Source organism: Aquimarina rubra (genome assembly GCF_042684305.1).
In the GTDB taxonomy this organism is placed as follows: domain Bacteria; phylum Bacteroidota; class Bacteroidia; order Flavobacteriales; family Flavobacteriaceae; genus Aquimarina; species Aquimarina rubra.
On sequence record NZ_JBHULE010000037.1, the window covers coordinates 76863 to 102823 of the forward strand.

At 34.1% G+C, this 25961-nt stretch carries 20 protein-coding genes; 5 read left to right on the forward strand and 15 right to left on the reverse strand.

Features of this window, described 5'->3' with window-relative positions; translation table 11 throughout:
* From ACFSR1_RS23530 to ACFSR1_RS23560, 7 genes are all read right to left on the reverse strand, one after another.
* On the reverse strand, nucleotides 1–726 hold the full coding sequence (locus tag ACFSR1_RS23530; RefSeq protein WP_378295485.1) for a CIS tube protein: 726 nt from the start codon (nucleotides 724–726) through the stop codon (nucleotides 1–3).
* Between the two features lie 2 nt (nucleotides 727–728).
* Nucleotides 729–896: a DUF5908 family protein gene (locus ACFSR1_RS23535; RefSeq protein ID WP_378295486.1), complete on the reverse strand. Its 168-nt coding sequence runs from the start codon at nucleotides 894–896 to the stop codon at nucleotides 729–731.
* A gap of 1 nt (nucleotide 897) precedes the next feature.
* A complete protein-coding gene (locus tag ACFSR1_RS23540; RefSeq protein WP_378295487.1) occupies nucleotides 898–1341 on the reverse strand; it encodes a phage tail protein in 444 nt (147 codons plus the stop codon).
* Complete coding sequence (locus ACFSR1_RS23545) at nucleotides 1341–1787, reverse strand: phage tail protein (RefSeq protein ID WP_299260796.1); 447 nt, start codon at nucleotides 1785–1787, stop codon at nucleotides 1341–1343. The genes ACFSR1_RS23540 and ACFSR1_RS23545 overlap by 1 nt, the downstream gene beginning before the upstream one ends.
* Before the next feature lie 179 nt (nucleotides 1788–1966).
* On the reverse strand, nucleotides 1967–3925 hold the full coding sequence (locus ACFSR1_RS23550; protein WP_378295488.1) for a phage tail sheath family protein: 1959 nt from the start codon (nucleotides 3923–3925) through the stop codon (nucleotides 1967–1969).
* A 15-nt stretch (nucleotides 3926–3940) separates the two neighbouring features.
* Nucleotides 3941–4951 carry a hypothetical protein gene (locus ACFSR1_RS23555; protein ID WP_378295489.1) on the reverse strand — a complete coding sequence of 337 codons (1011 nt, stop codon included), beginning with the start codon at nucleotides 4949–4951 and terminating at the stop codon, nucleotides 3941–3943.
* Entirely contained in the window at nucleotides 4952–5542 is a 591-nt protein-coding gene (locus tag ACFSR1_RS23560; RefSeq protein WP_378295490.1) for a DUF4255 domain-containing protein, read from the reverse strand.
* A gap of 449 nt (nucleotides 5543–5991) precedes the next feature.
* Here ACFSR1_RS23560 and ACFSR1_RS23565 point away from each other — a divergent pair, with 449 nt between their 5' ends.
* Both ACFSR1_RS23565 and ACFSR1_RS23570 read left to right on the forward strand, forming a co-directional pair.
* Complete coding sequence (locus ACFSR1_RS23565) at nucleotides 5992–6561, forward strand: toxin-antitoxin system YwqK family antitoxin (protein ID WP_378295491.1); 570 nt, start codon at nucleotides 5992–5994, stop codon at nucleotides 6559–6561.
* Between the two features lie 24 nt (nucleotides 6562–6585).
* Complete coding sequence (locus ACFSR1_RS23570; RefSeq protein WP_378295492.1) at nucleotides 6586–6942, forward strand: hypothetical protein; 357 nt, start codon at nucleotides 6586–6588, stop codon at nucleotides 6940–6942.
* 59 nt (nucleotides 6943–7001) lie between these two features.
* On the opposite strand, the gene ACFSR1_RS23575 is transcribed toward ACFSR1_RS23570, so the two are convergent.
* Nucleotides 7002–9875, reverse strand: a complete 2874-nt coding sequence (locus tag ACFSR1_RS23575) for a M16 family metallopeptidase (RefSeq protein ID WP_378295493.1) — start codon at nucleotides 9873–9875, stop codon at nucleotides 7002–7004.
* A gap of 276 nt (nucleotides 9876–10151) precedes the next feature.
* Here ACFSR1_RS23575 and ACFSR1_RS23580 point away from each other — a divergent pair, with 276 nt between their 5' ends.
* Together ACFSR1_RS23580 and ACFSR1_RS23585 are read left to right on the forward strand one after the other, a co-directional pair.
* Entirely contained in the window at nucleotides 10152–12032 is a 1881-nt protein-coding gene (locus tag ACFSR1_RS23580) for a CBS domain-containing protein (RefSeq protein ID WP_378295494.1), read from the forward strand.
* Nucleotides 12016–13221, forward strand: coding sequence for a succinylglutamate desuccinylase/aspartoacylase domain-containing protein (locus ACFSR1_RS23585; protein WP_378295495.1), 1206 nt, complete (start codon nucleotides 12016–12018; stop codon nucleotides 13219–13221). Before ACFSR1_RS23580 ends, ACFSR1_RS23585 begins: the two co-directional genes overlap by 17 nt.
* Before the next feature lie 195 nt (nucleotides 13222–13416).
* Here ACFSR1_RS23585 and ACFSR1_RS23590 read toward each other — a convergent pair whose 3' ends face one another.
* The 4 genes from ACFSR1_RS23590 to ACFSR1_RS23605 all read right to left on the reverse strand — a co-directional run bounded on the left by ACFSR1_RS23590 (nucleotide 13417) and on the right by ACFSR1_RS23605 (nucleotide 21830).
* Nucleotides 13417–17187: an Ig-like domain-containing protein gene (locus ACFSR1_RS23590; RefSeq protein ID WP_378295496.1), complete on the reverse strand. Its 3771-nt coding sequence runs from the start codon at nucleotides 17185–17187 to the stop codon at nucleotides 13417–13419.
* A gap of 406 nt (nucleotides 17188–17593) precedes the next feature.
* Nucleotides 17594–18298, reverse strand: a complete 705-nt coding sequence (locus ACFSR1_RS23595; protein ID WP_378295497.1) for a hypothetical protein — start codon at nucleotides 18296–18298, stop codon at nucleotides 17594–17596.
* A 44-nt stretch (nucleotides 18299–18342) separates the two neighbouring features.
* Nucleotides 18343–19881: a YifB family Mg chelatase-like AAA ATPase gene (locus ACFSR1_RS23600; RefSeq protein WP_378295498.1), complete on the reverse strand. Its 1539-nt coding sequence runs from the start codon at nucleotides 19879–19881 to the stop codon at nucleotides 18343–18345.
* Nucleotides 19882–20495: 614 nt separating this feature from the next.
* Entirely contained in the window at nucleotides 20496–21830 is a 1335-nt protein-coding gene (locus ACFSR1_RS23605) for an aspartate kinase (RefSeq protein WP_378295499.1), read from the reverse strand.
* A 105-nt stretch (nucleotides 21831–21935) separates the two neighbouring features.
* Here ACFSR1_RS23605 and ACFSR1_RS23610 point away from each other — a divergent pair, with 105 nt between their 5' ends.
* On the forward strand, nucleotides 21936–22580 hold the full coding sequence (locus tag ACFSR1_RS23610; RefSeq protein ID WP_378295500.1) for a hypothetical protein: 645 nt from the start codon (nucleotides 21936–21938) through the stop codon (nucleotides 22578–22580).
* A 45-nt stretch (nucleotides 22581–22625) separates the two neighbouring features.
* Here the strand turns inward: ACFSR1_RS23610 and ACFSR1_RS23615 are convergent, their stop codons facing one another.
* The 3 genes from ACFSR1_RS23615 to parS form a co-directional block, all read right to left on the reverse strand.
* The gene (locus ACFSR1_RS23615) at nucleotides 22626–24698 is read right to left on the reverse strand and encodes a M13 family metallopeptidase (protein WP_378295501.1); all 2073 of its coding nucleotides are present in this window, start codon (nucleotides 24696–24698) and stop codon (nucleotides 22626–22628) included.
* A 315-nt stretch (nucleotides 24699–25013) separates the two neighbouring features.
* Nucleotides 25014–25469, reverse strand: a complete 456-nt coding sequence (locus ACFSR1_RS23620; RefSeq protein WP_378295502.1) for an RES family NAD+ phosphorylase — start codon at nucleotides 25467–25469, stop codon at nucleotides 25014–25016.
* Nucleotides 25469–25921 (reverse strand): type II RES/Xre toxin-antitoxin system antitoxin, encoded by a 453-nt coding sequence (parS, locus tag ACFSR1_RS23625; protein ID WP_378295503.1) that lies wholly within the window; start codon nucleotides 25919–25921, stop codon nucleotides 25469–25471. Before parS ends, ACFSR1_RS23620 begins: the two co-directional genes overlap by 1 nt.
* Nucleotides 25922–25961 lie beyond the last annotated feature (40 nt).

Below are 25961 nucleotides of genomic sequence, written 5' to 3' on the forward strand. Positions count from 1 at the left end.
TTATGATATTTTTTCTATAGGTGGAAAAAAGATTTGTTTTCCTACTTCGAGTTTTCTAAAAGATGAAAGTTCATTTACTTTGGCTACTTCCAAATAGTATTTCGAATCTCCATAAATACGATGCGACATCAGCGGTAATGTATCTCCTTCTTTTACCAGACGAATGTGCGTTAAATCTGGAGATTGATTATTCTCTTTCGCTACCCGCAAATCATCTTCTACAAATCCCTGAAACTTTGCCTTTGCAACTGCTCGTATTGGAGTACCGTCTGATTTAAAAAGTTTAAACTCAACACTCATTTCGGTGAGACTTCCTTTAAATAAAAGGGTTCCCCAATAAATCATTACATAATTGGGTTTATGCTCATCCCCATTATAGTCAAGAATTACTTTTTTAAACTTTTCGATATCTTCGATAACGCCTTCGCCTTTATCTTTAAAAACTGTATCATCAGAACTTTCATCCGGATTACTGCCGTAATGAATAATCACACCGGTTCTATCAAAAAGAAATTCAAGCTCCAGGTCTTCCGGAAGTTTTTTATTGAATCTAGGAGATAAATCACTGGTACCTGATGCTTGATCTTCATTTTGTTCGATCTTATAATTAAAGGTATACTTCTCGGGATTTACCAAACTGGTAAATTCTCCATCGGCCACCTCATTATTAAACTGAGGATCACTATAGGCTTTAATCTTTAGTTTTGTTAATTCTCCTGTGCTCATAACTATCGTTCCGTTTGTTTAGCAATGATCTCCATGACTTGTTCGACACACTCGGCAATAATCATATCTTTATTACCTTCAGGCTTTTTGGAATCATTACCACCAGATTTGCTTTTTTCATTATCAACATTAATTTTGATATGAAGCTCTTTGATCTCTATTGCCCCCATGTTATGTTATGGTATTATAATAGTTGTACACTAGCTCAATCGTTTCTATAACTACTTTGCTTTCTTCTGCGTTAAAATCTGCTATTGACCATTTTATAGGATATGCATGCACAATGTTCCAAGACAACAGTGGTTCGTGTTTTTCGTTAAGGAGTTTGACAATGAGATCTATTGGTTCAAAATCAAAATTCTCTACTGCTCTTTTACACCAATCCACTACTTCTGAATCGACTAGTAAACCCCTCTTTAAAACAAGATTAGGATACTTCGTCCTTACTGGAATTTTATGCTTGAATCTATTTTCTCCACCTTCTGTTATTTCTTCAGTTTCGATGTCAACAGTTAGTCCAGAGACGGATTGAAACTGATGATCTTTATCACCAGTAGATAAACCGGTAAATTCTACACTAAAGTGAAATCCAACTGGTGGATAATAGGTAGCCATTATGAAGCAAGTTTAAGACTGTTAATTACAAATTCTGCAGATTCTATTGCGATCTCGTTTCCATCAGCCTTCAGGTCGGTTGATTGGATTTTTAATAACCATGCATCTGCAGCTTCCCAGGTAACGATAGGTTCGTGTTTCTCATCCAGTAAACTGATCGTAAGATCACTTCTGTATTGTTCTTCACCTTCCTGAAAAAACACATTCTTCTTCCACATATCGTAGAACTGACCTTTTGTTGAAGCAAATGTTCCTCTCTTGATTGAAATATTAGCAAACTTGGTCATTCCGGGTTGCTTTTTCTTAAAATAATCATTGTCCGCTCCGCCTCTGTATTCTATCACTTCGGTTTCAAAATCTAAACCTGATACTTCGGTACAATTTAATTCGGTGTCACCTCCAATTGTAACTTTAAAATGGAACTTTGGTAATGGATATTCTGCCATGATTTCTATTATTTTTAGACCCCTCTGCCTTTCAGGCATCTCCCCTAAAAAAGGGAGAAGCATTTTTGTTATAGTTATTTGTTTGGCAAAAGAGAGATGTTATTATTAATGATTTTAATGATTTACTTTATGGTTATTTTATTTACTAACTACTAATCTCTAGCTACTAAAAACCTATTCTAAGCTTCCTGCATTTTATGAGAGAATCTAAGAATGATAAATTCTGCCGGACGCACTACTGCCATCCCAATTTCGATGATCATATTACCATCCAGAATATCATTAGCTGTCATCGTCTCTCCTAAACCAACATTTACATAAAATGCTTTATCAGGTGTAGGCCCAGCTAATGCTCCAGCTCTCCATTGCAGTGTCAAGAAATTATTAATCATAGCTTTTACTCGAACCCAGGTATTCATATCATTTGGTTCAAAAACAAACTGTTCTGTGGCTTTTTTGATAGATTCTTCTGCCATATTAAAGAATCTTCTTACCGGAACATATCTCCATTCTTTATCGTTTCCTGCCAGGGTTCTTGCTCCCCAAACTAATGTCCCTTTTCCTGTAAAGGTTCTGATAGCATTAATGGATTTACCTGCTACCGTATCAACGTTAAGGCGATCCTGGATATCATTGGTAATTTTCTGACTTGGTTTGACAGTATATTTAACTGAAACATTTGCCGGTGCTTTCCATACTCCACGATCACTATCTACTCTGGCATATACTCCGGCCATTGCCGATGATGGTGGTAATTGTAAAGGAAGGTTGTTGATAGCCGTTTTAATGTTGTTATACGTTGCACTATCTTTATCCTTAATAGCACTTAATACAAAACCATCTAAGCTACCGCTGTCCGGATCTACTCCTTGAGCATTTGTAATTGCAGTTACTACTGGCGGAGTAATTAGATCTTCTACTGCCTGTATCGTTGCATCAACAGTTGCTAATGCTAATACTGAATTTGCGGATTCTGTTTTAACTGTTGTTCCGTTTCCAGCACCCTCAATTGCAGTTACATGCCCACTTAAGGTATCAATAAGTGATGCAATGGTTGATCCATCTGCAACAATAGCTTCTAAAGCAGCTGCGGCAGCGGTTGCTGCGGCAGATACTACTGCATCTTCATTTGAATTTGCTGCAGCTGTGTTCGCATGGCCTACAATAGTATTGGTATCACTCACTATTGCTGATAATGAATCTATGATAGGTTGTAACGCATTGGTGATTGTTGCTGAATTTGTTAATGCTTCACCGGCAGTCATTGCCTGTATAGCAGTATCCTCTGTTGTAAGTGTAGTGACTAAAGCTGCCATTCCTGCCTGAGCATCCGCTACGTTTCCTAGTAAATCATTGGTATCCGATAAAAGCTGAGGTTGATCTGTATTATGAACAATTTGTAAAACATCTTCATCATAATGATAATCTAAAATAGTTTTCAGATATGGAAAATACACAGCTCCATATTTTTTCTCATCAATATCCGTAGTAATTATATTTCTAACGCCTTCTGGATCATTCATCTCCACATCCTCATCATCGGTATAGGTATCTATAATGGTAAATCTGTCCTGCATTTTTTTACATTGTGCTAACGCATTATTATACAGATTATAAAAATCTACTTCATTTGCTAATGAGGTGGCGTCCGGAAATAATAACAATGTTGGTTCATCTTCTTTTTCCAAAGTTGCTAAACCATCCGTTAGGTCATTAAATTGGACAGGAGTTGCAGAATTATTCGCGATTGCATCGGCATAAGTGTTTACAGAAACCACATAACAAGGTCCTCCTCCATTAGCAAAATACATTTGCATGGAATAATACATCAAGAATGGTGATTTTGCATCATCTGCCGGCTCCGCAACTTTTATAGATTTTTCACCATCGACTTCTGTAATGGTTATACCCAAGGCAGTCTCTTTTTGCGGAAATCCGAAATGCACTTCGTATTCTAGCATGGATGTAATCCTTTTTGGATCCATATTGAGTGTTTCAGTAAGATCTTCTTCTTTTTCCCTTGCTTTCTCAGTATATCCAATAAATGCTGGAATCGCTGTTTCTACTTGGGCTACCGAAGGAGGAAATTTTACAATCTCCTCGATATAGACCCCTGGTGTTTTGTACGTAGTTGCCATAATTTTAATTGTTTTTTAAATAAAAATTTCAGAATATGTTGTTGTTATATTTGTGTTTTCGTCAGTAACTTGTTTTATAATATTTGCCGTAGGGTTCGGAAAAATGTATTTATCTATATCTGTAGGTAATGGTCCCGAGAAATCTGTATCCGGATCTATTTCTATAAAACCATTTCTTGTTAAAGGTTTTACTGAAGAAGTCTCTAACTCGTTCGCATCAGATTTCTTAATGTATTTCCAAATAGTCTTTCTGTTTTCGAAATGAAGTTTGTATTCGGGAATAGGTTCTAATAAAAAACTTTTGATATCATCGGGATCAGTACTATCAATCTCTATGACATCCATAGTATTGTCACCGATCATTTGTAGTTCAATAATACCAAGCAGGCCTCTTCCTTGTTCTTTTTGTATGGATTGGTCTAAAATCTGTTTTCCTTCGTCTGTAACAAGGTCATCACTATCTAGCTCTGCAACGAGATCCAATCGTTTTGTTATTTCTGCTCTTATATTATCTTGTTCCATATCGAACCATAACTGTCTTGTACTTTCTTCTGTCAACAAAAAATCATCTGTAATAAGGTCATTTAATGAACTTAAAGGAATATATGAGTAAGGATCGGCCTCTGTGGCTGGTTTGATATTAGAGAAATAATAAAGTTTATTATCCGTTTTTGTTAGTTCAGTATAGTTATCAAACAAGTAATCTTTTATATATACTAAAAAGGTAAGTTTTAGATCATTTTCTAGAAACCTATTCAATTTAAATTTGTTATTTTCCTCAATCACACTACCCAATATCCTGAAACTATCCTGCCCCTTTCTTAAAACTAACTTGTGGTTTCTTAAGGCTGCCTGTGTAGCGTATGAAGGAATTACGTTGATGTAGTCCAAAAAGTTATATTTTTTAAGTTGTACTTTCTTCTCATCATCATTCATTGCTAGGTAGGATGATAATCCGTCATCCAGAAAATAAGAATGGAGTATATCTACCGTAAAAAGTGTTTTATATAATGTTCTAAATGCCATTTATTTGTGATTTAAACTTCCATTTATTTCTGTAATTAAGTTTCCTTCTGATTGTGTAACATCTCTTTCAATTTCGAGAACACTTACTTTATATATCACAGAAGGATATTGTTTACCTCCCAATGTTCCCCAGATAAAATTCATTTCTTCAAAAGATGGACTGAAGAGTTCTACAGTAAATCTGAAATCTTTGATCTTATCCATTCCATCCAATTCTCTATCAAAACTGGTATTACTTTGAGTGAAAATTCTTTTAGACTGGAAGAATTCGATAATCTTTGATAAACTCTTTAAGGATTCAGTATAGTCGCTTCTATTAGCAGAGAACATGGTATAAAGATTTAGATGTACTTTATTGTTTTTATAGACGACTTTGGTCCCTTCTATTTGATGATTCAGAATATTCTTAAGTGTAGCTTCTTCTTCCGTATGTAATAATGAAAGAATTACATTATTATTTGTATTGGTATTATCGTTGGTTTCTGACTCTATAAAAGCTATATTATCTAATGAGACAGGTTTTTCTTCAATCTCTATATTGAAGAAATTGTTGACTTCTTCGGTAATAATCTGTAATACTTCGAATATCATGTTCTTTTAATTAAAAAATTGGAGTTAACCATCCTTATGAATCATCCCTTATAAATCAAAATTTGAGTATAAAAGATGATGTTCATTATAAAAATCAAAGAAATAGGGCATTCTAATATTATATGGGGTAATTATCCTAATCGAAAAAAAAGAGGGAAATAGGTACTTGATTAGAATGTTATAAAATTATGCTTTAGGCACATAAATTAACATAGCTAAAACACCAATTCTCCAAAGGAAAATAGCTTCATTAGAAAGGGTTAAATGTCCCTAAAAAATTACTGTTTTATTGTAATATGGATATAATAATGAGAATCCAACAGCCTAAAATTGAAGTGAAACCGTCTGTTTCCCTGAAAACCGTGAACGTCTTTTCACTATAACAGGTGTAAAGAAGATCAGTTTTATTCTAAATCTTTGTAAGGGTTAAAACTAAAAGCACTTTTATTATGAAAAATATACTCTTCAAACCTTTGTCATTGGTAAGCCTCATTTTCTTTTCTATAGGTAGTTCTCAAGAATTAGCATTACTTACAAACAAAACTAAGGATAGTACTCCGGTAGTTAAAAAAATAGATAATACTAATCAAAATACATTTTACTACAGTGATGGAACCATTAAAGAGATCAGGGAAACTGTGAATAACAAACTAGAAGGTTCTTGGAAATACTTTCACTCAAATGGCCAACTAAAAAAAGAAGGAACTTTTAAAAACAATAAAGCTGAAGGGATTTGGAGAGTTTATAACAAGAATGGAACGTTAGTTTTTGTTGAAAATTATAAAAATGGAATTGAACAAGGTATTTGGAAAGCCTTTGATCCTGATGGAAAAATAAAAATTGAAGGAACTTTTGTACAAGGTAAGCGTCAAGGTACCTGGAAAGTATATAATCAATCGGGAGGTATAGAAAAAATTGTCACTTTCGAAGATGATATAGAAAAAAGTGAATTAATTCTGAATCATAAACCAGCAGACTTAAACTTCTTTTCGGTTAGCCAATCAATAGGTAATTACTAGGGTTTCATTAAACTTCACAAAATCATGATAGCAATTATTTTATTGATTATACTAATCACAATTGTAGTGATATACTATCAATCTTATTGGGCAAAGATTGAACAACATTATGAATGTATTAATTATGAAAACTATTCATTAATCAAAGAATCTCCTTATTCTGAAGAATGCAGCATCTATGAAATTTTACAGAAAGAAAACCAGATTTGGTTTAAACGAGATGGGTATTCTTTATTCTATATTCAATTAATATCTATAGATTCAAAGAACGTAGAATTAATTGGTTTGGATGGTTACGGGATACGAAATATGGAGTTTAAAAAATACGTTTGTAAGCTGGTTCAAAAAATAAAAATAAAGCATAACAGTAACCTAAACTAAAAGAAGGAAGAAAATTAAGTTTTCTTCCTTCTTTTTGAACTATTAGAATGATGTAAGAATTACATTTTTACATCAGACAATTTTACTTCTTTAGCATCTTTATCTAACATTAATACTTCATCAAAGCCTGCATTTTTAAATTGCTCAAACTGAGTAGCAGCATCACCAATAACCAAATAAGCCATTTTAGACTCATCAAGATACTTGTTCGCCAACGCTTTGTGCTGCTCCAGGGTCATCCCTTCGATAACAGCTTCTTCTTTGGCAATATAATCCGGAGCCAGATCATAATTACCAATATCTTGTAGCATTCTTAACAAGGCTCCTTGAGTTTCGAATCTACGTGCGTTTGATTTGATCAAGGCGTTTTTAGTAAATTCAAGGTCTTCCTGAGAAATACCGTTTTTATACTTTTCGATTTCGTCCTTAAAGATTTTTACGGACTCAAAAGTAGTATTGGTACGTACACTAGAAGAAGCTGTAAATGAGCCCGGAATCTTGGTACCACTAAATCCCGTTCTAGCCCCATAGGTATATCCTTTTTCTTCCCTAAGAATCAGGTTTACATTTCCGGAGAAAGATCCTCCTAATTTATAATTCATAACAGTAGCCGGAAAATAATCTTCATTTGTACGAGCCATAGAAAGATATCCAATATTGATAACCGATTGTTTTGCATTTGGTATATCTACAAAGTATAAAGAAGATTTATCTCTGTTGTTTACGATTTCATACTCCGGAATCGTTACTTCCTTACTTGCCCATTTACTTTCTAAATTGGTAAGAGCTGCAAGTGCCTTATCCTTATTTATATCTCCAACAATTTGAAATCTACTTACCGAAGGTGAGAAATTATTAGCATAAAACTGTTTCAAATCATCCATGGTTATAGATTCTACAGACTCGACTGTTCCTATGGTAGGATATGCAAATATATGCTTATCTCCATACAGTACTTTGTTGTATACGTTTCTGGCAACCACATTAGGATTTGCCGCAGATCTTTTGATATCATTGATTGTTTTGGTTTTAATCCTCGCAAACTCTTCTTCATCCCATCTAGGTTCTAAAAGAATTTCTTCTACAAGATCCATCGTTTTGTCCAGATTTCTAACTAATGTGTTTCCACTAATTACAATAGACTCTCTTGTAGTATACATATTGATAGAGGCTCCTAATAGTTCAATCTCTTCTTCTAATTGTTCCGGAGTTTTAGTCGCTGTACCTTCCATCATGATATCCGTCATCAGGTTAGCTACTCCGACTTTATCAAAAGAGTCTAATAAATGTCCACCCGAAATTACCAAACTAAAATTCGCTAATGGCAACTCATTTTGCTCAATTCCGAATACTTTCATGCCATTAGATAGTGTAGTATTCCAAGAAGAAGGCACATTCAATTTAGGTGATTCTCCTTCTTTAGGAGCTACAGATCTATCAAAAGCCGATGGAGTTTTCTCTATTTCTTCTTTTGTATCTGCCACAGCAGTTTCTACATTCTCCTTAATTTCTTCCTCTACTACATTAGCTATTTCAGAATCTTTTGCCGCTAAATCTGTTTTTCCTTTAGGTACAAAACTGGTAATTACATAAGGCTTATCCTTGATGTATGTATTATACACTCTAATTACATCTTCCTTAGTAACTGCTTTGATGTTTTCTATATCCTGAGTAATGAATCCGGGATCGCCTGCAAATACATTGTATTGTGCAAGTCGAAAGGATTTTCCTAAAACACTACTGATTCCATTGTAGAAATCTGTTTCTAGACCTGCTTTGATACGTTCGATATCTGTATCGGTAATTCCTTCTGTTTCAAACTTTTTAAAAGCTTCAAAAACTCCAGCTTCAATATCTGCAAGACTTTTTCCTTCATTAGCTGTTACATTAATTCTAAACTTTCCTGCAATCTCCATAGAACGGTTCCACGCATTTGTATCAGAAGTAAGTTCTTTTTCTTTTACCAATACTTTGTATAAAGGAGCTTTTTTTCCTTCTGCTAACAACTCTCCTAAAAAGTCTAATGCATAAGCGTCTTTAGTATATTGCTCTACTGTAGGCCAAACCATATTAAGTTGTGCAGTAGTAGCAAAATTATCCTCATGCATAAACCTTTTAGTTTCTGATAAGGTTACATTCTGAACTTTAAGCTTTTCTACCGGTTGTCTTTTTTTGATTTCACCAAAATACTTTTCGATCATTGCTTTAGCGTCAGCAGTTTCAAAATCTCCTGCAAGTACTAAAGTTGCATTGTTTGGACCATAATATTTATCATAAAATTCCTTTACGTCTTCTACAGTAGCATTTTGCAGGTCAACTAATTCTCCAATTACTTGCCAGTTATAAGGATGTCCTTCGGGGAAAATATTTTTATCAATAACCCAGCTAGTATGCCCGTAAGGATTATTATCTACACGTTGTCTCTTTTCATTTTGTACTACTTCCTGCTGATTGTTAAAAGCACTTTCTGTAACTGTATTTATTAAGAATCCCATTCTATCAGATTCCAACCACATTACAGTCTCCATTGCATTTTTAGGAACTACTTCATAATATATAGTTCCATCCTGCCAGGTACCACCATTAAGTGTTCCTCCAACATCCTGAATCTTCTTAAAGAATTGATCCTGAGGCACGTTTTCTGATTCCTGAAAAAGCATATGTTCAAATAAATGAGCAAACCCTGTTCTTCCGGTTTTTTCTCTATTAGATCCTACGCCATACTGAATTGCTACAGAAACAATAGGATCTGATTTATCCTGGTGCAATACCACCTGAAGGCCATTTTCTAGTTCATACTTTTCGAAATCAATAGATAATTTACCTACTTCTTCGTTTTCTGATTGTGCATCCGTTTCTTTCTTACAAGAAACTACTGCAAAAAATAAAAAGGACATTACTATAATAAGCGTCCTAGATACCTGAATTCTCATGATATAATTTTTTGATTAAGTTTTTAAAAGTACTTTAAGCAAACGAGTATTCATCTTGTTGGATTATTAAAAAAAAGTTAAAAAGACTGTGTAAGTCCTAATTAATGTTTGAGAATTCAATTAAAATTTGAGAATTCATCACAAAATCCCAAATCTTCTTATAACATATTGCAAAAAGTTTACTGACATAAATCATTTTTTATCTGTTTTAGTTTATTCAACTTCGAAGAGCATAAAAAAAGTGTTTTTCAATTACTTGTCTCTAAACATATTAAAATGGGCGAACATACTGTAGATACAATCAATCACAAAGAAAGAAGGGCAGAATTTATAAAAAATCTCCTAGACGATATCAAAGCTTTAGAATTAATGCTTGAGCAAAACTTAATTGAAGATGATATTATTCGTATAGGATCAGAGCAAGAATTTTGTTTAGTAACTGATACTTGGCGTCCAGCAACCAATGCTGAAGACATTTTAAAATCAATTAATGACCCTCACTTTACCACAGAACTAGCTAAATATAATCTAGAAATAAACCTCGACCCTATTGAATTAAAAAGCAATTGTTTTAAAAAGGTTGAAAATCAATTATTTTCTTTACTAGAAAAAGCATCTACACATGCACAAGAATTTAATACCAAAGTGTTATTAGCCGGTATTTTACCTACAATTAGTAAAAACCAACTAAGCTTTGATCATATGACACCAAGTCCAAGATACTGGGAGTTAAATAGAAAATTAAGAGAACTGCGAGGGGCAGATTTCAGACTTCATCTGAGAGGAGTTGATGAATTGACAACAGATCATGATTCTGTGCTTTTTGAAGCGTGTAATACCAGTTTTCAATTGCATCTTCAGATTCCTCCAAAAGATTTCATCTCCAGTTATAATTGGGCACAAGCTATTTCTGCTCCAATTCTTGCGGTTAGTACCAACTCACCCTTATTACTCGGACGAGAGCTCTGGAGCGAAACACGTATTGCACTCTTCCGTCAAAGCCTGGATACTCGTGGATCATCCTATGCTTTAAAAGATCAAACAGCAAGAGTCTCTTTTGGGAATAACTGGGCTTCCGGATCTATTGCTGATGTATATAAAAATGATATCGCCAATCACAAAATACTCTTAGCAAAAGACATCGAAAAGAACTCCTTAGAAGAACTCCGTAAAGGAAACATACCAAAGTTACCGGCACTTTCTCTTCATAACGGAACTATTTACCGATGGAACCGACCTTGTTACGGAGTTGGTAACGGGAAAGCACATGTAAGGATCGAAAATCGATATATACCTTCTGGACCAACTATTAAAGATGAGATGGCCAACTTTGCTTTTTGGGTCGGTTTAATGACGGGAAGACCCTCTAAGTTTGATGAAATAGCTGACCAAATGGAATTCAAAGATGCCAAAGCAAATTTTATAAAAGCTGCCAGAATGGGAAAAGACACTATTTTGCATTGGATGGGGAAACAAATCTCCGCACAAGACTTAGTCATTAAGGAGCTATTACCTATTGCATACGAAGGTTTAGAAAAAATGAAGGTCGACAAAAGAGATATAGAAGAATTACTAGGCATTATAGAAAACCGAACTAAAGGAATTACAGGATCAGAATGGCAGATTAAGAATTACCGCAAACTTCGTAAAGACCTTAAACAAGACGATGCGTTGAGGGTACTAACCAAAGTAATGCACGGGAATCAACAACACGGCACACCTGTCCACCAATGGCAAGAAATAAAAAACACATCTGATATATGTAGTACGTCTGCAAGCTTAGTAGGCCATATTATGTCTACACGTTTATTTACGGTAAACAAAAATGACATTGCTAGTTTGGCAACCAGTATCATGAAATGGAAAGATATTCATCACGTACCGGTAGAAAACAACGCTGGAAAACTATGTGGAATTCTTACTTGGACACATGTCCAAAACTACCAAAAATCAACACAAAATAATCAAGAACAAATTGTAGCAGATATTATGACAGAAAAAGTCATTACTACCTCTCCAAAAACTGAAATCCAAGAAGCCATCAGGATTATGAAAATGAATGAAATAGGATGTCTTCCTGTGGTTCAGGATACAGACTTGGTAGGTATCATAACAATTAAGGATGTAATCGAATTTGATAATGGTCAAAGTATATAGTAAGGCATTAGATCAATCTATAGATGTAGAACGCCTTATTGGATATTACAAAGGTGGTCAACCTGGTCCGACGCTTATTTTTTTTGGAGGTATTCACGGAAATGAACCGGCGGGAGTATTTGCTTTAAAAAGAGTTTTCGAAGAATTAGAGAATCTTAAAACACCGATGTCAGGAACTATGTATGGTATCAGCGGAAATTTATGGGCATTAGAAAATGGGGTGCGATACCATGAGGAGGACCTAAATCGATTGTGGACTAATGATACTGTTAAAGACTTACACTCTAACAAACTTCATCACGATAACGAAGATAGCATCCAACAATTGGAGATTTATAATACCATTAAACAAATCCTACATAAAGAAAAAGGACCTTTTTATTTCTTTGATCTGCATACCACTTCTAGTAAGACAACACCATTCTTAACAGTGAATGATAGTATGTTGAATAGAAAATTCACAATGCAGTATCCCATACGAATAATTTTAGGTATTGAGGAGTATTTAGATGGCCCCTTATTAAGTTATATCAATGAACGCGGATATGTTTCTTTTGGATTTGAAGCTGGTCAGCACGATGATCCTGCATCCATAAAAAATCATATCTCCTTTATTTATCTTACTATGGTATACTCAGGATGTGTTCATAAAAGTGATGCTAATTTTGAGAAGCACTATACACTGCTAAATGATGAACTAAAGAAGTCCCATAAAACCTATGAAATCTTCTATCTTCACAAAATTATAAATGGAGAGGAATTTAGAATGAAGGATGGTTTTATCAATTTCCAAAAAATAAATAAAGGTCAAAACTTAGCCATTAGTAATGGTAAAAATGTTGCAGCTGAAAGCAACGGAAGAATTTTTATGCCTCTTTATCAGGGAAAAGGCGATGATGGTTTTTTTATTATAAAAAAAACACCTTATTTCTTTTTGCGTTTATCTGCGATTTTACGAAAAATAAGATTTGATCATATCTTACCGACATTACCCGGAATTCGTTGGATATCTGACAAAAAAGACGCTTTGCTAGTCAATTTAAAAGTTGCTCGTTTCTTTACAAAACAATTCTTTCATTTACTTGGATATCGAAGTAAAGAAATAGATAAAACGCATCTTATCATAAAAAATCGAGAAACCGCCTCTAGAAAAGAAGACTATAAAAATGCTGTTTGGAATAGAAGATGAATTTTATTCTTTGTTTAAGTATTGTGGAAGCTATTCTAATCATCCATCCTAATCCAAGCGACCGTATTGTATAGCTTCAGAAACATCCTTGATCCATATTTAGGTGTATTTCAGAAAAGAAAAAGCCTTCTATATTTTACAAAATACAGAAGGCTTTTAAAATTTAATCAGATAATATCAAATGAGTCTATCTACTTAGTTTTTAACCATTTTTTTAACCAGTCTTTTCTGATCATTTTCTATGATTACGAAATAAGCTCCTGATGTTAAGAATGATGTATTCAACTCAATTTGTTTTGGAGTAATATTCTGGATATCAACAGAACTATTTAGCTTTCTACCTCTTATATCGACAATCGTTATAATTGGATCTACAAAATCCACTGCATTATCAATGTATAATTTGTTTTGAGCTGGATTAGGATGTAATTTGATCGTATCCACTTCAAAATCGTCAACACCAAGAAGGGCTTCTTTTACATCTAATGTAAAATTGATAACCTGTTGAGCGACTCCACAATTAGCTCCAAAATCGACTTCTACTGTCCAATTTCCATCCTCATTGCCATCAAGTGCTATATTGTTAAAACTAATGCTATCGGTATTATAAATCTGGCCTCCTGGTGCGGTCCAGGTAGCAGAAGCATTAAATGAAGCAGCCGGAACCGTTAATTCTATATTTGCACCCTGTAATACTTCAACCACTTCTCCTTCACTAAAAGATACAGCTGTAGCACCATCAATACTATACTCAGTATCTCCATCTGATAAATCCGGAGCATTGGCAGCTACATTTACATTAACAGGTGTTCTTACTGTTTCGCATCTACCTCCTTTGGAAGTAAAATTCCAATCATAGAAGAAATAATAAAAATCTAAAGCATTTACTGTATTTCCGATAATTGAAACTACATTAGAAGGTGATGTATATGGATAACTCACTCCATTACCTGTTGGTGTTCTTCTTAATGATACCAGATCACTAGTTACAGATATTAAATTATTATCTCCTTTGGGAACGCTAAGGTTTACGGTTACTAGAGATTCTCCTAAAGGAATATTTACCGTTGTTGAAGCTACCACATTTCCGGTAGCATCTGCAACTTGTATCGTTCTGTCTCCAGCAGTCATTGCAGACATCATAAATGACTCAATCACAATATCATCATTGGTATTAAAAATTAATCCTTGAGAAAAATTATAATCTGTCGCAGTGCTTACACCAGGAGAAGGTGTTTGTTCAGATACTATTACAGAGGAAACTCCAGACACATAATACGTTGTAGCTCCTGTAATAGCAGGAGTTGTATATGTTTCTCCTGTTGCTACCTCAACTCCACCTGTGGCAAGGGTGTACCATTTATAATCCGTACTTCCTGAAGCAGTAAGTATTGCCGGATCATTCGTACATACTTCTATATCAGATGCCGCAGGCTGTAAGGCTTCCTCTAGATCTAAAGAAAATGAATAATCAATAGATCCACAAGTACCACTTGAATTAATCGTAACCTGATATTCGCCAGCCTGATTCAATGATAAATCATTAATAGTGATGGATGGATCTGTACTGTTAAAACCATTAGGCCCAGACCAAGAGAATGTGGGATTATTACCAGTAATTACATCTAACTGAAATTTCACCGATTGTCCTGTACATAATCCTGTTGAGGAACCTTCTTCAATTGCTCCATTGTCTACAGAAAGTTCTTGTTTCGCAGTAATGGTCAAGCAATTAGGAAGTGAAGATCTCCAAATACCTCTTCCATAAGTAGCTGCAGTAATAGAATTATCAGAAACATTGATTTCTAAGTCATTCACAATAGTGGTAGGTAAATTATTTAAAAATGGAGTCCAAGATCCATTAGTAACACTTCTGTATACGCCAATACTAGTAGCAAGGTATATTGGATCCTGGGATTGTCCCGGATGATGGACAATATCATTTATAAAGAAATATTTATCAGTAACAGGTAAATTTGAAGATATATTCTCAAATGTAGTCCCTCCGTCAATGGATTTGTGAACTCCAGTCGCGGTAGTAACCCAAATAATATTGGTATCTGTATTATGAATAGCTATCCCTCGTATGGTACTTCCAAAAGTATAAACATCAGCAACTGTATTTCCAGAATCGGTCGTTTTTTTAAGTACAACGCCCACAGAAATATACATTACCGTATTATCTGACGGTGCGATTTCCATTTGATTAGCAGCACTTCCAAGATTAGCAAGTTGTATCCATCCCGTCTCTGCCGTATTTAAACGATATAAGTTATCATAACCTGCAAACAACTCTCCACTAGCATTTATCGCTAGCGGTGTTACCCAGTTTCCATTCGATCCTGCAGGCCGATTTACACTTCCTGAGCCACTACTACCAGCATTTGTTGATTTATACAATCCTCCTCCATTTTGGGTAAACCCATAGTACTTATTATCATTTGTAGGGTCAATTGCTGTATCCATACCATCGGCACCATAATAATTTAGCCAGTTACCATTACCATTGTTATATGCATGACCACCATTATCTTGTAATCCACCGATCATTTTATTTGGATCATTTTGAGAAACGGCCACTTTATAAAATTGACTGGCTTGTATACCGGCTGTATGATCTGTAAAATTAGAACCTCCATTAGTAGATGAGTAAATACCTCCGTCAGAACATACAAAAACTGTTCCCCCAAAAGATCTAATCATATGTATATCTGCATGTGTATAAGAAGCTCCTTGAGGAAAACTCCAACTATTTAACTTGGTAAATGATGTACCTCCATCATCTGATTTCCAGACATTAAGACAACCAACAAATACTTCGTCAGCATTTGTTTGCGAAACACCTAAGGCTAAATCATAAAAAGCTTGCTCACTTTCGATAACATCCGTTGTAGTATTTTTTCCTAAAAACGAATCACCACTATTTTCTGAACGATATACGCCTTTAAAAGATTCATCCGTATTCACACTCAATATATAAACATATGAACTATTTGCCGGGGTTACTTCGATTACCATTCTACCATTATTAGTAGGAACTCCGTTAGTTATCATAGTAAAAGAGTCTCCACCATTTACTGATTTATAAAATTCATTCGGAGTTACAGCATATATAATATCTGGATTACCAGGTTTTAATTTAATGTCTTTAATATTACCAGGTAATGTTACGTCCCAATTCGCACCAGCATCTATCGATTTATATAGTCCTAAATTGGTAGCAACCCATAAGATATTAGAATTCGTTGGATGTATGTAGACTTCATTCATTGAAGATGGAGTATTGTCTGGATTTAGTCCTGTTGGATTCCAGGTTAAACCTCCATCTAATGATTTAAAAACTCCAGCACTTTGTGTGTCATTTCCATCATCATCTCCTGTAGATATATAGATGATATTAGAATTTGCATAATCAACTGCAATTCCTGAGACTCCAATCTGCGGTAAGTCATCCGTTAAAGGAATCCAAGAATTTCCCGCATTAACTGATTTCCATAGCCCTCCGGCTGGAGTTCCTACATACCATGTATTACTATCGTTAGGATCCAAGGTAATTGCATTAATTCTTGCTTGCCCAGAAGACCAAGAGCCGGTATTTGTATGTGTAAAAGGTCCTATCGCTTGCCAATTACTTAAATCAGTAGATGCTAATTTACTTTCTATGTCTTTTTTATGTTCCCAAGCGATCCATTTGTCTTTCGATGTGGGTAAATACCCCTCACCGTCCACTACATCTTCCCAAATATATTCCCATCTTTTAAATGGCTTATATCCACTACCCTTTTTATTCGAGTCATGAGTTTCCCAATATTCATTAAAGGCTTGTTGAATTTCTTGAAAGGTAGGTTTAAATTCTTTGCTGTTCTTACTTTGTTTTAGGTTTCGCATCCAAGGCGCATCCTGATTATACTGTCCATTTGCTGTTCCTAAGAACAGTAAAGCAAAAAAGAGATAAAAATACTTCATTGTGTGTGTAAAAGGTTAATAAATACTTTGATAACGATTACATTCTATTGCAATAAATGTAATACTTATTTAATTATAACAATCTTAATAAAAATTACCCTAATAATAATTGAAAAATTATTCTTTATTCTCAAGGTAATAAATCCTCTATCACAGCTGACCATCATGATCCAAACTACGGTATTGCATGGTTATAGAAATGTAATCTCCATTTATAGACGTTGAAACTTTAAAGATCGGATATAGTTCTGGAAACTCTAATATTGTCCCAAAACAAGTCAATTTTTCATTGTGAAGATTTAGAATAAAATAGTATCAATCTTATCAATGTATAAAAATGTTTTAAAACATAACATGAATCAATAGGTTTTTTTTAGAATTATAAGAACTCTTTCAGGTGACTATTTTATTTGTTTTTATCACATATTTCACTGTATATATCCAGTACTTTTATTAAATCCCCATAAGAGGCATTAAATTCGTTAGATTTAAGCCTATTATATAAGGATGGACATTCTTTAAAACGGCGTGTTACGCTTTTAGGTATCGTAGCACTTTCTATATTTTTATATCGATAGCGAATGTATTTAGGGTTTTCCTCGTTAAGTTGGATGATATAATCAACACTGGTATTTTTATAAGCCAATAATTTTCTAGCCTGAGAATAAGCATTTGGTGTGTAATAATACTCTAAAAAAGTAGTAAACAGTTTAACGTTCTCATTTTCATAAAGTTTATAATAAAATTCATATTGTTTTATAACTGGAAAAAATACTCTTTCAATTTCATAATCTTTTTCATCCATATGAAATACCATTCTGGATATTGTCTCTCCTTCAAATTCATATACCCATTTATTTTGTAAAACATATCCTTCGTATACAGTATTTTCACTTTTATCATGTATGAATCTAAAAGGGAAACCTTCAGCTCCTGGAAGCGTAGCAAAACCTTCAAAAATTTTACCACTTTCCGTATAAACGGTTACTGGTGAAAATAACTTCTCGGGAATTGTAAGTTTTTCCATTCCGTTATTAATATAATAATAATCTTGAGCATTGCTATGACTTGAGAAAATCACAAAAAATAGTATAATACAAATACGAGACATCTTAATTGATTAAAAATTGACGGCAAATATAAAAAAATGAGGCCTTATCCTAACCAACCATCCCGATCGAGACTACGATATTGTATGGCTTCAGAAATGTGATCCCCTTTAATTAATTCTGCTCCCTCGAGATCTGCAATAGTTCTGGAAACTTTTAGGATTCTGTCATAGGCTCTTGCAGAAAGGTTCAATCGTTCCATCGCCGTTTTCAGCAATTCTTTAGAGGTGTTATCTAATTCACAATATACACGTAGTTGTTTTACTCCCATCTGTGCGTTATAATGAATGTTTTTTAGATCCTGAAATCGTTTTGTTTGTATATCTCTTGCTTTGATCACACGTTTTCTAATATCGACACTACTCTCTCCTCTTCTTTCTTCACTTAATTTATCAAAAGGAACGGGAGTAACTTCGATATGAATATCGATACGATCTAATAATGGTCCTGAAATTTTACTAAGATATCGTTGCATCTCTGCTGGCGAAGAGGTAACCGGAGCATCCGGATCATTAAAATAGCCTCCTGGACTTGGATTCATACTTGCCACTAACATAAAACTTGACGGATATGTTACTGTAAATTTTGCTCTGGAAATTGTAACTTCTCGATCCTCTAATGGTTGACGCATTACTTCCAAAACTTCTCTTTTAAACTCTGGTAGTTCATCCAGAAATAATACTCCATTATGAGACAATGAGATTTCACCAGGTTGAGGATAACTACCTCCACCTACTAAAGCAACGTTAGATATCGTATGATGCGGGCTCCGAAATGGTCGCTGCGCCATCAATCCGACATTATCTTTAATTCTTCCTACAACACTATGAATTTTGGTGGTTTCTAATGCTTCTTGTAATGACATCGGTGGCAAAATACTTGGCAATCGTTTACTAAGCATTGTTTTACCGCTACCGGGTGGTCCTACCAAAATGATGTTGTGTCCGCCAGCAGCAGCTATTTCCATACACCGTTTGATACTTTCCTGTCCTTTTACATCCGCAAAATCAAACTCGGGATTATCTAATTCCTTATAAAACTCTTCTCTTGTGTCGACAATCGTTTGTTCTAATTCCCCATTTCCATCGAAAAAATCTATTACTTCTTTGATGTTTTCTATTCCATATACTTGTAAATTATCAACGATGGCGGCTTCTCTTGCATTTTGTTGAGGCAAAATAAAGCCTTTATACCCTTCTTCTCTTGCCTTTATGGCAATTGGCAATGCGCCTTTTATAGGTTGCAAGCCTCCATCCAAAGAAAGTTCTCCCATAATCAGGTAATCCGAAATATTTTCTCCTTTAATCTGTGAACTAGCCGCAAGAATTCCCAGAGCTAAAGTTAAATCATATGCAGAACCTTCCTTTCTGAGATCTGCAGGAGCCATATTGATGGTGATTTTCTTACCGGGTAGTTTATATCCATTATTTTGTAACGCCGCAGCAATCCTAAAACTACTTTCTTTTATAGCATTATCAGGTAACCCTACCAAATGATATCCTATTCCTTTATCTATATTAACTTCTACGGTGATTGTTGTTGCTTCAACACCAAAAACGGCACTTCCAAATACTTTAATTAGCATATTTTTATATATAAGAGTAGTATTAATTTTATTTCATTTAATACGATTGTTAATACCATGTGTTTTTAAAACAACAGATGTTACCTCTAATACTCTTATTTTTTTATGATTTTATGAAATTAAGCGAAAGTTGGAGAAGATAGACACTTATCCTTTACATGGAAAATTCAAACTATGAAATAACAAAACCAATTATATTTCATAAATATGAATTATAAACAATCAAGAAGAAATGGTTGAGGGAAAATAGTGAAGTTATTGACTCCTTTAAATACAAAAGTCAAACTTATATGAATTTAACGAATTATTTAAACAAAAATATGCTTAAAAACGTATAGGCGACTAGCGAATAAAAAACAACTAAAACAATTTCCAAACGATATTTTTCTACAATTCTCCGTAACATGAAATGGTTTATTTATAGATTACATATAGTAAACAGTTAACGAAGCCTATACCCTATATTTCAGTTTAAAAAAACCCAACATACTAGAATATTGGGTTTTAACAAAAACAATAATTTAATAAAAGTGTGGAGTATTTCCGTGTTCTGAAAATTGATTACAATACTGCGAACTCTTTCACTTTTTTCTCATCATAACATAACAAACAATTTAAAGAACCGCTTCCTGATGAGTCAGAAACAACTTCTCATTTAAAAATCTAAGGGTTGGTATTTTATCTTTGGTTTCTACAAGAATCGAAATATTGTTATTACTTCCTCCATAAGAAATCATTCTTACTGGTATATAATTCAGAATCTCAAAAAGCTTATGAGAATTTTTGTCATTAATAACAGATTCTCCTACCACACAAACAATACTATGATCTTGCTCTACGGTTACTTCTGCATATCCCTCAATCTCTTTCACAATCTCATCGATGTAACTTGTATCATCTATGGTCAAAGAAATAGCAATCTCTGAGGTAGTAATCATATCTATTGAAGTATGATAGTTATCAAAAACCTCAAAAATTCTTCTTAGATATCCATGTGCCATCAACATTCTATTTGATTTAATCTTGATCGCTGTAATTCCATCTTTTGCAGATATCGCCTTTAACCCTTTTATATAAGTTCTGTTAGAGATTATAGTCCCGGGAGCTTCTGGATCAAATGTATTTTTAAGTAATACCGGAATATCTTTATCAACAACAGGTGAAACTGTTTGAGGGTGTAAAATTTTTGCTCCAAAATAGGCCAACTCTGCAGCTTCATTATAGGTAAGATGTGCAATTGGATTAGTGCCTTCTACATATCTCGGATCGTTGTTATGTAATCCATCAATATCGGTCCAAATCTGAATCTCTCGTGCGTTTAGAGCTGCTCCTATAATTGTAGCCGTGTAATCACTTCCTCCACGCTTCAGTGTACTTATTTGGTTTAAATGATCTCTACAAACAAACCCTTGCGTAATGTAAATATTGCTAGATGCATTGGTATCTAAAACTTCTCCCAGTTTTTCAGAAACTTTAAGAATATTTGGATTGTCTACATTATCAACAAGCATAAATTCCTTTGCACTAATCAATGTATTATCAACTCCTTTGGAAATTAAAAAATTAGAGAAAATATAGGTTAACAACGTTTCTCCAAAGGTTAGCACTTTAGCATTCAAAACCTCTGAATATTCCTGATTGGATAATTCTAACATCTCCGTAATCATCGATGACACTTGATCTTTAAGATCATTTTTCAACTCTCTATCGTCGATCAATGCATCAATAACATCTATGTGTTTACTTTCTAATTTATGTAGATTTCTTGTGATGGCTTCTGCATCCTTTAACTTAATATATTCAACAAGATTTACTAATCGATCTGTAACACCAGACATCGCAGAACACACTACCACCTTTTGTTCACCATCACTTATTAGAATATCTTTTACTCTATGTAAATTCTCTACCGATCCAACAGATGTTCCTCCAAACTTTAAAACCTTCATTATATTATCCTTTTTTACAATGCATAATTATACAATAGTGAATAAAGAATAAATATTTTCGTAAAAAAAGTATATATTTACACAATATGTTAAATATCTAACAAAATGAAAACCATAACAGATTGTGTTCACAATATACTTAGGCATCAACCCTTTTTAGAAGATGCTTTATCAAGAGACATCATAAATTTTAGCTCTTTGGCTACTGATTTATTACCACAAGTAGAAAAGGAAATGAGAAAACCCGTAAAACCTGGCTCGATAGTTATGGCCTTACGCAGGTATCACCCCAAGAGGATCAAACACTCAGAAAATCTTGGTAGTTTAGGAGACATCGTAGTAAGATCAGGAATCACTGAATATACTTTTTTAAATTCCAATACCATACTTACCAGTCAATCGAATTTATTGAACACGGTGAAAGATAAAACCAAGACCTATTTTACGTACTCAAGCAATTTTCAGGAAAGTAATATACTGGTATCTTCTTCGCTCAAAGAAATTGTAGAAGATCATTTTAAAGATGAAACTTGTATTTCAGTTGCAGACAATCTATCCTCTATGTCTATTGAATTGCCAGATGATAGTTCAAAATCGATAGGTTTATACTTTTACATCTTTAAGCTTTTGGCCTACGAAGGTATTCCGGTTTTTGAAATTATTTCTACTTCTAATTATTTCACTCTGTTTCTGGAAAAAGAATATGTAAATGACGCTTTTTTACTTATGAACGAAATTAAAGAGAATTAAAAAAGCCCTGTCTCCAGGGCTTTTCATTATTTTGATTCTAAACTATTACCAAATTTCAACTCGTTTTTCCGGTGCTAGATACATTTTATCTCCTTCTTTAATGTCGAAAGCATCATAAAATGCCTGAACATTTAATAAAGGTTGTATAGCTCTCGTGGTTCCCGGCGAATGTGGATCTGTTTTTATCTGTGTTCTTAATGCGTCTTCTCTAATTTTAGTCCTCCAAACTGTGGCCCAAGACATAAAGAATCTTTGCTCTGGAGTAAACCCGTCGATATCCTCTGGTCTTCCATTTTCAGCTAAATGCATTTGTAATCCATCATAAGCACCCAGTACTCCTCCCAGATCTCCAATATTTTCTCCAAGAGTGAATTTACCATTGATAAAAACACTATCTAAAACTTCTATAGCACTATATTGTTCTGCTAATGCTTCTCCTCTTTTGGTAAACTTTTTTAAGTCATCATCTGTCCACCAGTTGGATAAATTACCTTCTGCGTCAAAACGAGCACCAGAATCATCAAAAGCGTGTGATATCTCGTGGCCAATCACCGCACCAATTCCGCCATAATTAACCGCTTCATCCGCAGTATAATTATAAAACGGAGGTTGTAATATTGCCGCAGGAAAAACTATCTCGTTAAATAACGGATTAAAATATGCATTTACTGTTTGTGGAGACATTCCCCATTCTGTTTTGTCCACAGGTTCTCCAATTTCATCTATATTTTTTTTGAATCCCCATTCTGAAACTGCCATCATATTTTCAAAATATGAATTTCCATCTTTAACAGCTAAAGTGGAATAGTCCTCCCATTTATCCGGATATCCGATTTTAACGGTAAACTTGTCTAATTTCTGAATTGCTTTCATCTTAGTGCTGTCACTCATCCAATCTAATACTTCAATTCTTTTTTGGTAGGCTTTGATAACATTAGCGATCATCTTTTCTGCCTTTGCCTTTGCCTCTGGTGGAAACTTAGCATCCACATATAATTGTCCGATTGCCTCACCAACAGAACCATTCACTCTCGCCAGTGCTCGTTCTTCTAAAGGTCGCTGTTTGATTGCACCATTCAATGTCTTACTATAAAAATCCCAATTTGCCTTTTCTATTTCTGTAGAAAGAGATCCAGCAGCTTGATTTAATGTAGCCCAACGCATCACAGTTTTAAGATCTTCTATACTCGTATTAGTCAATACACTTTGTAACTCCTTCATGTATTTAGGTTGCATTACGATTACAGAATCTAACTGCTTTTTGACACCTAAATCTTTCATCAATTTATTCCAATCAATTGACGGAGTCATTTCTGAAAGTTGCTCAATTGATCTAGGGTTATTAAAGTTTCGTGTATCTCTACTTTGAACTTTATCCAAACGTGGCTCAGCCAATTTAGTCTCAATAGCTAATATAGTTTCTGCATTTTGGCGAGCTTGTTTTTCTGTTTCTCCAATATACTGAAGCATTCTGGTAATATGATCTACATATTGACTTCTAATCTCAACAGATTTTTCATCCTGATCCAAATAATAATCACGATCCGGTAAACCTAATCCTCCTGTAGAAATATAAGGTGCATTGATCTCACTATTGCTTAAGTTAGGAAAAGAAACTAATCCGGCAAATGGCGCAGAAGCGGCAGTTTCTAAAGCCAAAACAGTTTGTAAGTCATTTAAGTTCTTTATTCCGGCAATTTTATCCAAAGTAGGTTTTAGTGGGGTAACACCTGCCTTATTTCTTGCCACGGTATCCATGATAGACTCATAAATCAGTAATGCTTTATACTGATCGGTTCCTTTTTCATATTTACCACTCGCTTTTGCTTTCTCGAGAATCTCAAGAACATCATAGTCTGTCTTTTTTCTTAAAACACCAAAACCTCCCCATCGAGTTCTATCGTCAGGAATTTCTGTGTTTTTCATCCAATTACCATTTACATAATTGTAAAAGTCTTCTTTTGGACTAACACTGGGATCCATATTATCCAAAACAATACCTGGGATCTTTTCTACTTTAGCGATCGTTTCAGTTCCATTCTCCCCATCTTTTTTGACTTCATTCTTACAGCTAACGAAAGCTATGACCAATGCTGCCAAAAAATACACTTTTCTCATTTTTTTGCTCATTCTATTAATATATTAAGTTTAGTTCTTTGATATAAGACGTAAAAATTGAGGATTTATTACTAATATCAAGAAATGCAAGTTATATAAATTGCAAAAATGTAGGAAATCCTTTATAAAAATTTAACTCACTAGGTAATAACTAGTTCAACCAAATAACTGATTAACAACGCCTAACAAGTATAATATATTGAATTATTAACAAAACATTAAGATAAGATATTTATGAAAACAGATATTTGGAACGTAAAAAAATGATAATCAATAACTTAAACAAAGGTTTCAACTGACAAAATTTTGAGAAACCTATTTAAGTAGACGTGTATCGAAACTAAAAGGTTCGATTTCAATTAACTTAACCAAATTAAAATCCGGATGTAATGGATTTATGAGAAGGTTCTGCTCTCTGGGTACAATAATACTGGGGACTTTTAATCCTAAATACGTATTTCCAGATATCCAATTCATTGCAAAATGTTGAATTCCGGTTGAAGGAGGAATTTTATTCCAATCTTTGGGTAGTTGTTTTATATCTATTGAGGTAGTTAATTCATCAGGAAGTTCTATTGTAGCGATTGCCATATCATCCGGAAAATACGCGGCAGGTAAATGAGCTAATACTTCTAAAACCGAAAGAGCAACTGTAGTACTAGTATATAAAACTGCCACACCTTTAGGATTCCATCTTCCTCCAACGGTTTTAGCACCAATTCCTGTTAAATCCTTTATATACTTTTGTTTTGCTATTCTATAAACCAGCATTATGCAAAAATTCCGTGCTCAATACGAACTAATTCTTCATTTAACAACTGAAATCCAAATGTTGTATCAAGGAGTTCTTTAGGTTTTCTCGTTGCTAATGCAATGTTGGGGTGCTCCATCCATCGTTTAAAACGGTCTAAGTCCCCAAAAATATTCTCTCCTTTTGCATAAAGTTTAGCCAGTTGCAGTGCTTTAGCACTTGCTTCTGTACTAAGTTTTTTCTTTAACTCGTAACGCTGTATGGTACGCTCTGATAAATGCAATACGTGTGCCAGTTCACTTAAATCAAAATCAATTGTTTTTGCCAGATGTAATAATGCCCTTTTATCTATCCCATTTCGGGATAATTCTATAAAATCATATACATTATGCAAAGGAATATCCAAATTTAGATATCGCAATAACCCTTTACTCTCTAACTCATCATAATCTAATGGTGACACTGCGCTCATAATACCAAGGAATTAATTATGACAAAAGTACGAAATAAAA

Excerpts from the sequence above, each read along its gene's own strand:
- ACFSR1_RS23530 (WP_378295485.1), bottom strand. The coding sequence starts at position 726 with ATGAGCACAGGAGAATTAACAAAACTAAAGATTAAAGCCTATAGTGAT.
- ACFSR1_RS23535 (WP_378295486.1), bottom strand. The coding sequence starts at position 896 with ATGGGGGCAATAGAGATCAAAGAGCTTCATATCAAAATTAATGTTGAT.
- ACFSR1_RS23540 (WP_378295487.1), bottom strand. The coding sequence starts at position 1,341 with ATGGCTACCTATTATCCACCAGTTGGATTTCACTTTAGTGTAGAATTT.
- ACFSR1_RS23545 (WP_299260796.1), bottom strand. The coding sequence starts at position 1,787 with ATGGCAGAATATCCATTACCAAAGTTCCATTTTAAAGTTACAATTGGA.
- ACFSR1_RS23550 (WP_378295488.1), bottom strand. The coding sequence starts at position 3,925 with ATGGCAACTACGTACAAAACACCAGGGGTCTATATCGAGGAGATTGTA.
- ACFSR1_RS23555 (WP_378295489.1), bottom strand. The coding sequence starts at position 4,951 with ATGGCATTTAGAACATTATATAAAACACTTTTTACGGTAGATATACTC.
- ACFSR1_RS23560 (WP_378295490.1), bottom strand. The coding sequence starts at position 5,542 with ATGATATTCGAAGTATTACAGATTATTACCGAAGAAGTCAACAATTTC.
- ACFSR1_RS23565 (WP_378295491.1), top strand. The coding sequence starts at position 5,992 with ATGAAAAATATACTCTTCAAACCTTTGTCATTGGTAAGCCTCATTTTC.
- ACFSR1_RS23570 (WP_378295492.1), top strand. The coding sequence starts at position 6,586 with ATGATAGCAATTATTTTATTGATTATACTAATCACAATTGTAGTGATA.
- ACFSR1_RS23575 (WP_378295493.1), bottom strand. The coding sequence starts at position 9,875 with ATGAGAATTCAGGTATCTAGGACGCTTATTATAGTAATGTCCTTTTTA.
- ACFSR1_RS23580 (WP_378295494.1), top strand. The coding sequence starts at position 10,152 with ATGGGCGAACATACTGTAGATACAATCAATCACAAAGAAAGAAGGGCA.
- ACFSR1_RS23585 (WP_378295495.1), top strand. The coding sequence starts at position 12,016 with ATGGTCAAAGTATATAGTAAGGCATTAGATCAATCTATAGATGTAGAA.
- ACFSR1_RS23590 (WP_378295496.1), bottom strand. The coding sequence starts at position 17,187 with ATGAAGTATTTTTATCTCTTTTTTGCTTTACTGTTCTTAGGAACAGCA.
- ACFSR1_RS23595 (WP_378295497.1), bottom strand. The coding sequence starts at position 18,298 with ATGTCTCGTATTTGTATTATACTATTTTTTGTGATTTTCTCAAGTCAT.
- ACFSR1_RS23600 (WP_378295498.1), bottom strand. The coding sequence starts at position 19,881 with ATGCTAATTAAAGTATTTGGAAGTGCCGTTTTTGGTGTTGAAGCAACA.
- ACFSR1_RS23605 (WP_378295499.1), bottom strand. The coding sequence starts at position 21,830 with ATGAAGGTTTTAAAGTTTGGAGGAACATCTGTTGGATCGGTAGAGAAT.
- ACFSR1_RS23610 (WP_378295500.1), top strand. The coding sequence starts at position 21,936 with ATGAAAACCATAACAGATTGTGTTCACAATATACTTAGGCATCAACCC.
- ACFSR1_RS23615 (WP_378295501.1), bottom strand. The coding sequence starts at position 24,698 with ATGAGAAAAGTGTATTTTTTGGCAGCATTGGTCATAGCTTTCGTTAGC.
- ACFSR1_RS23620 (WP_378295502.1), bottom strand. The coding sequence starts at position 25,469 with ATGCTGGTTTATAGAATAGCAAAACAAAAGTATATAAAGGATTTAACA.
- parS (WP_378295503.1), bottom strand. The coding sequence starts at position 25,921 with ATGAGCGCAGTGTCACCATTAGATTATGATGAGTTAGAGAGTAAAGGG.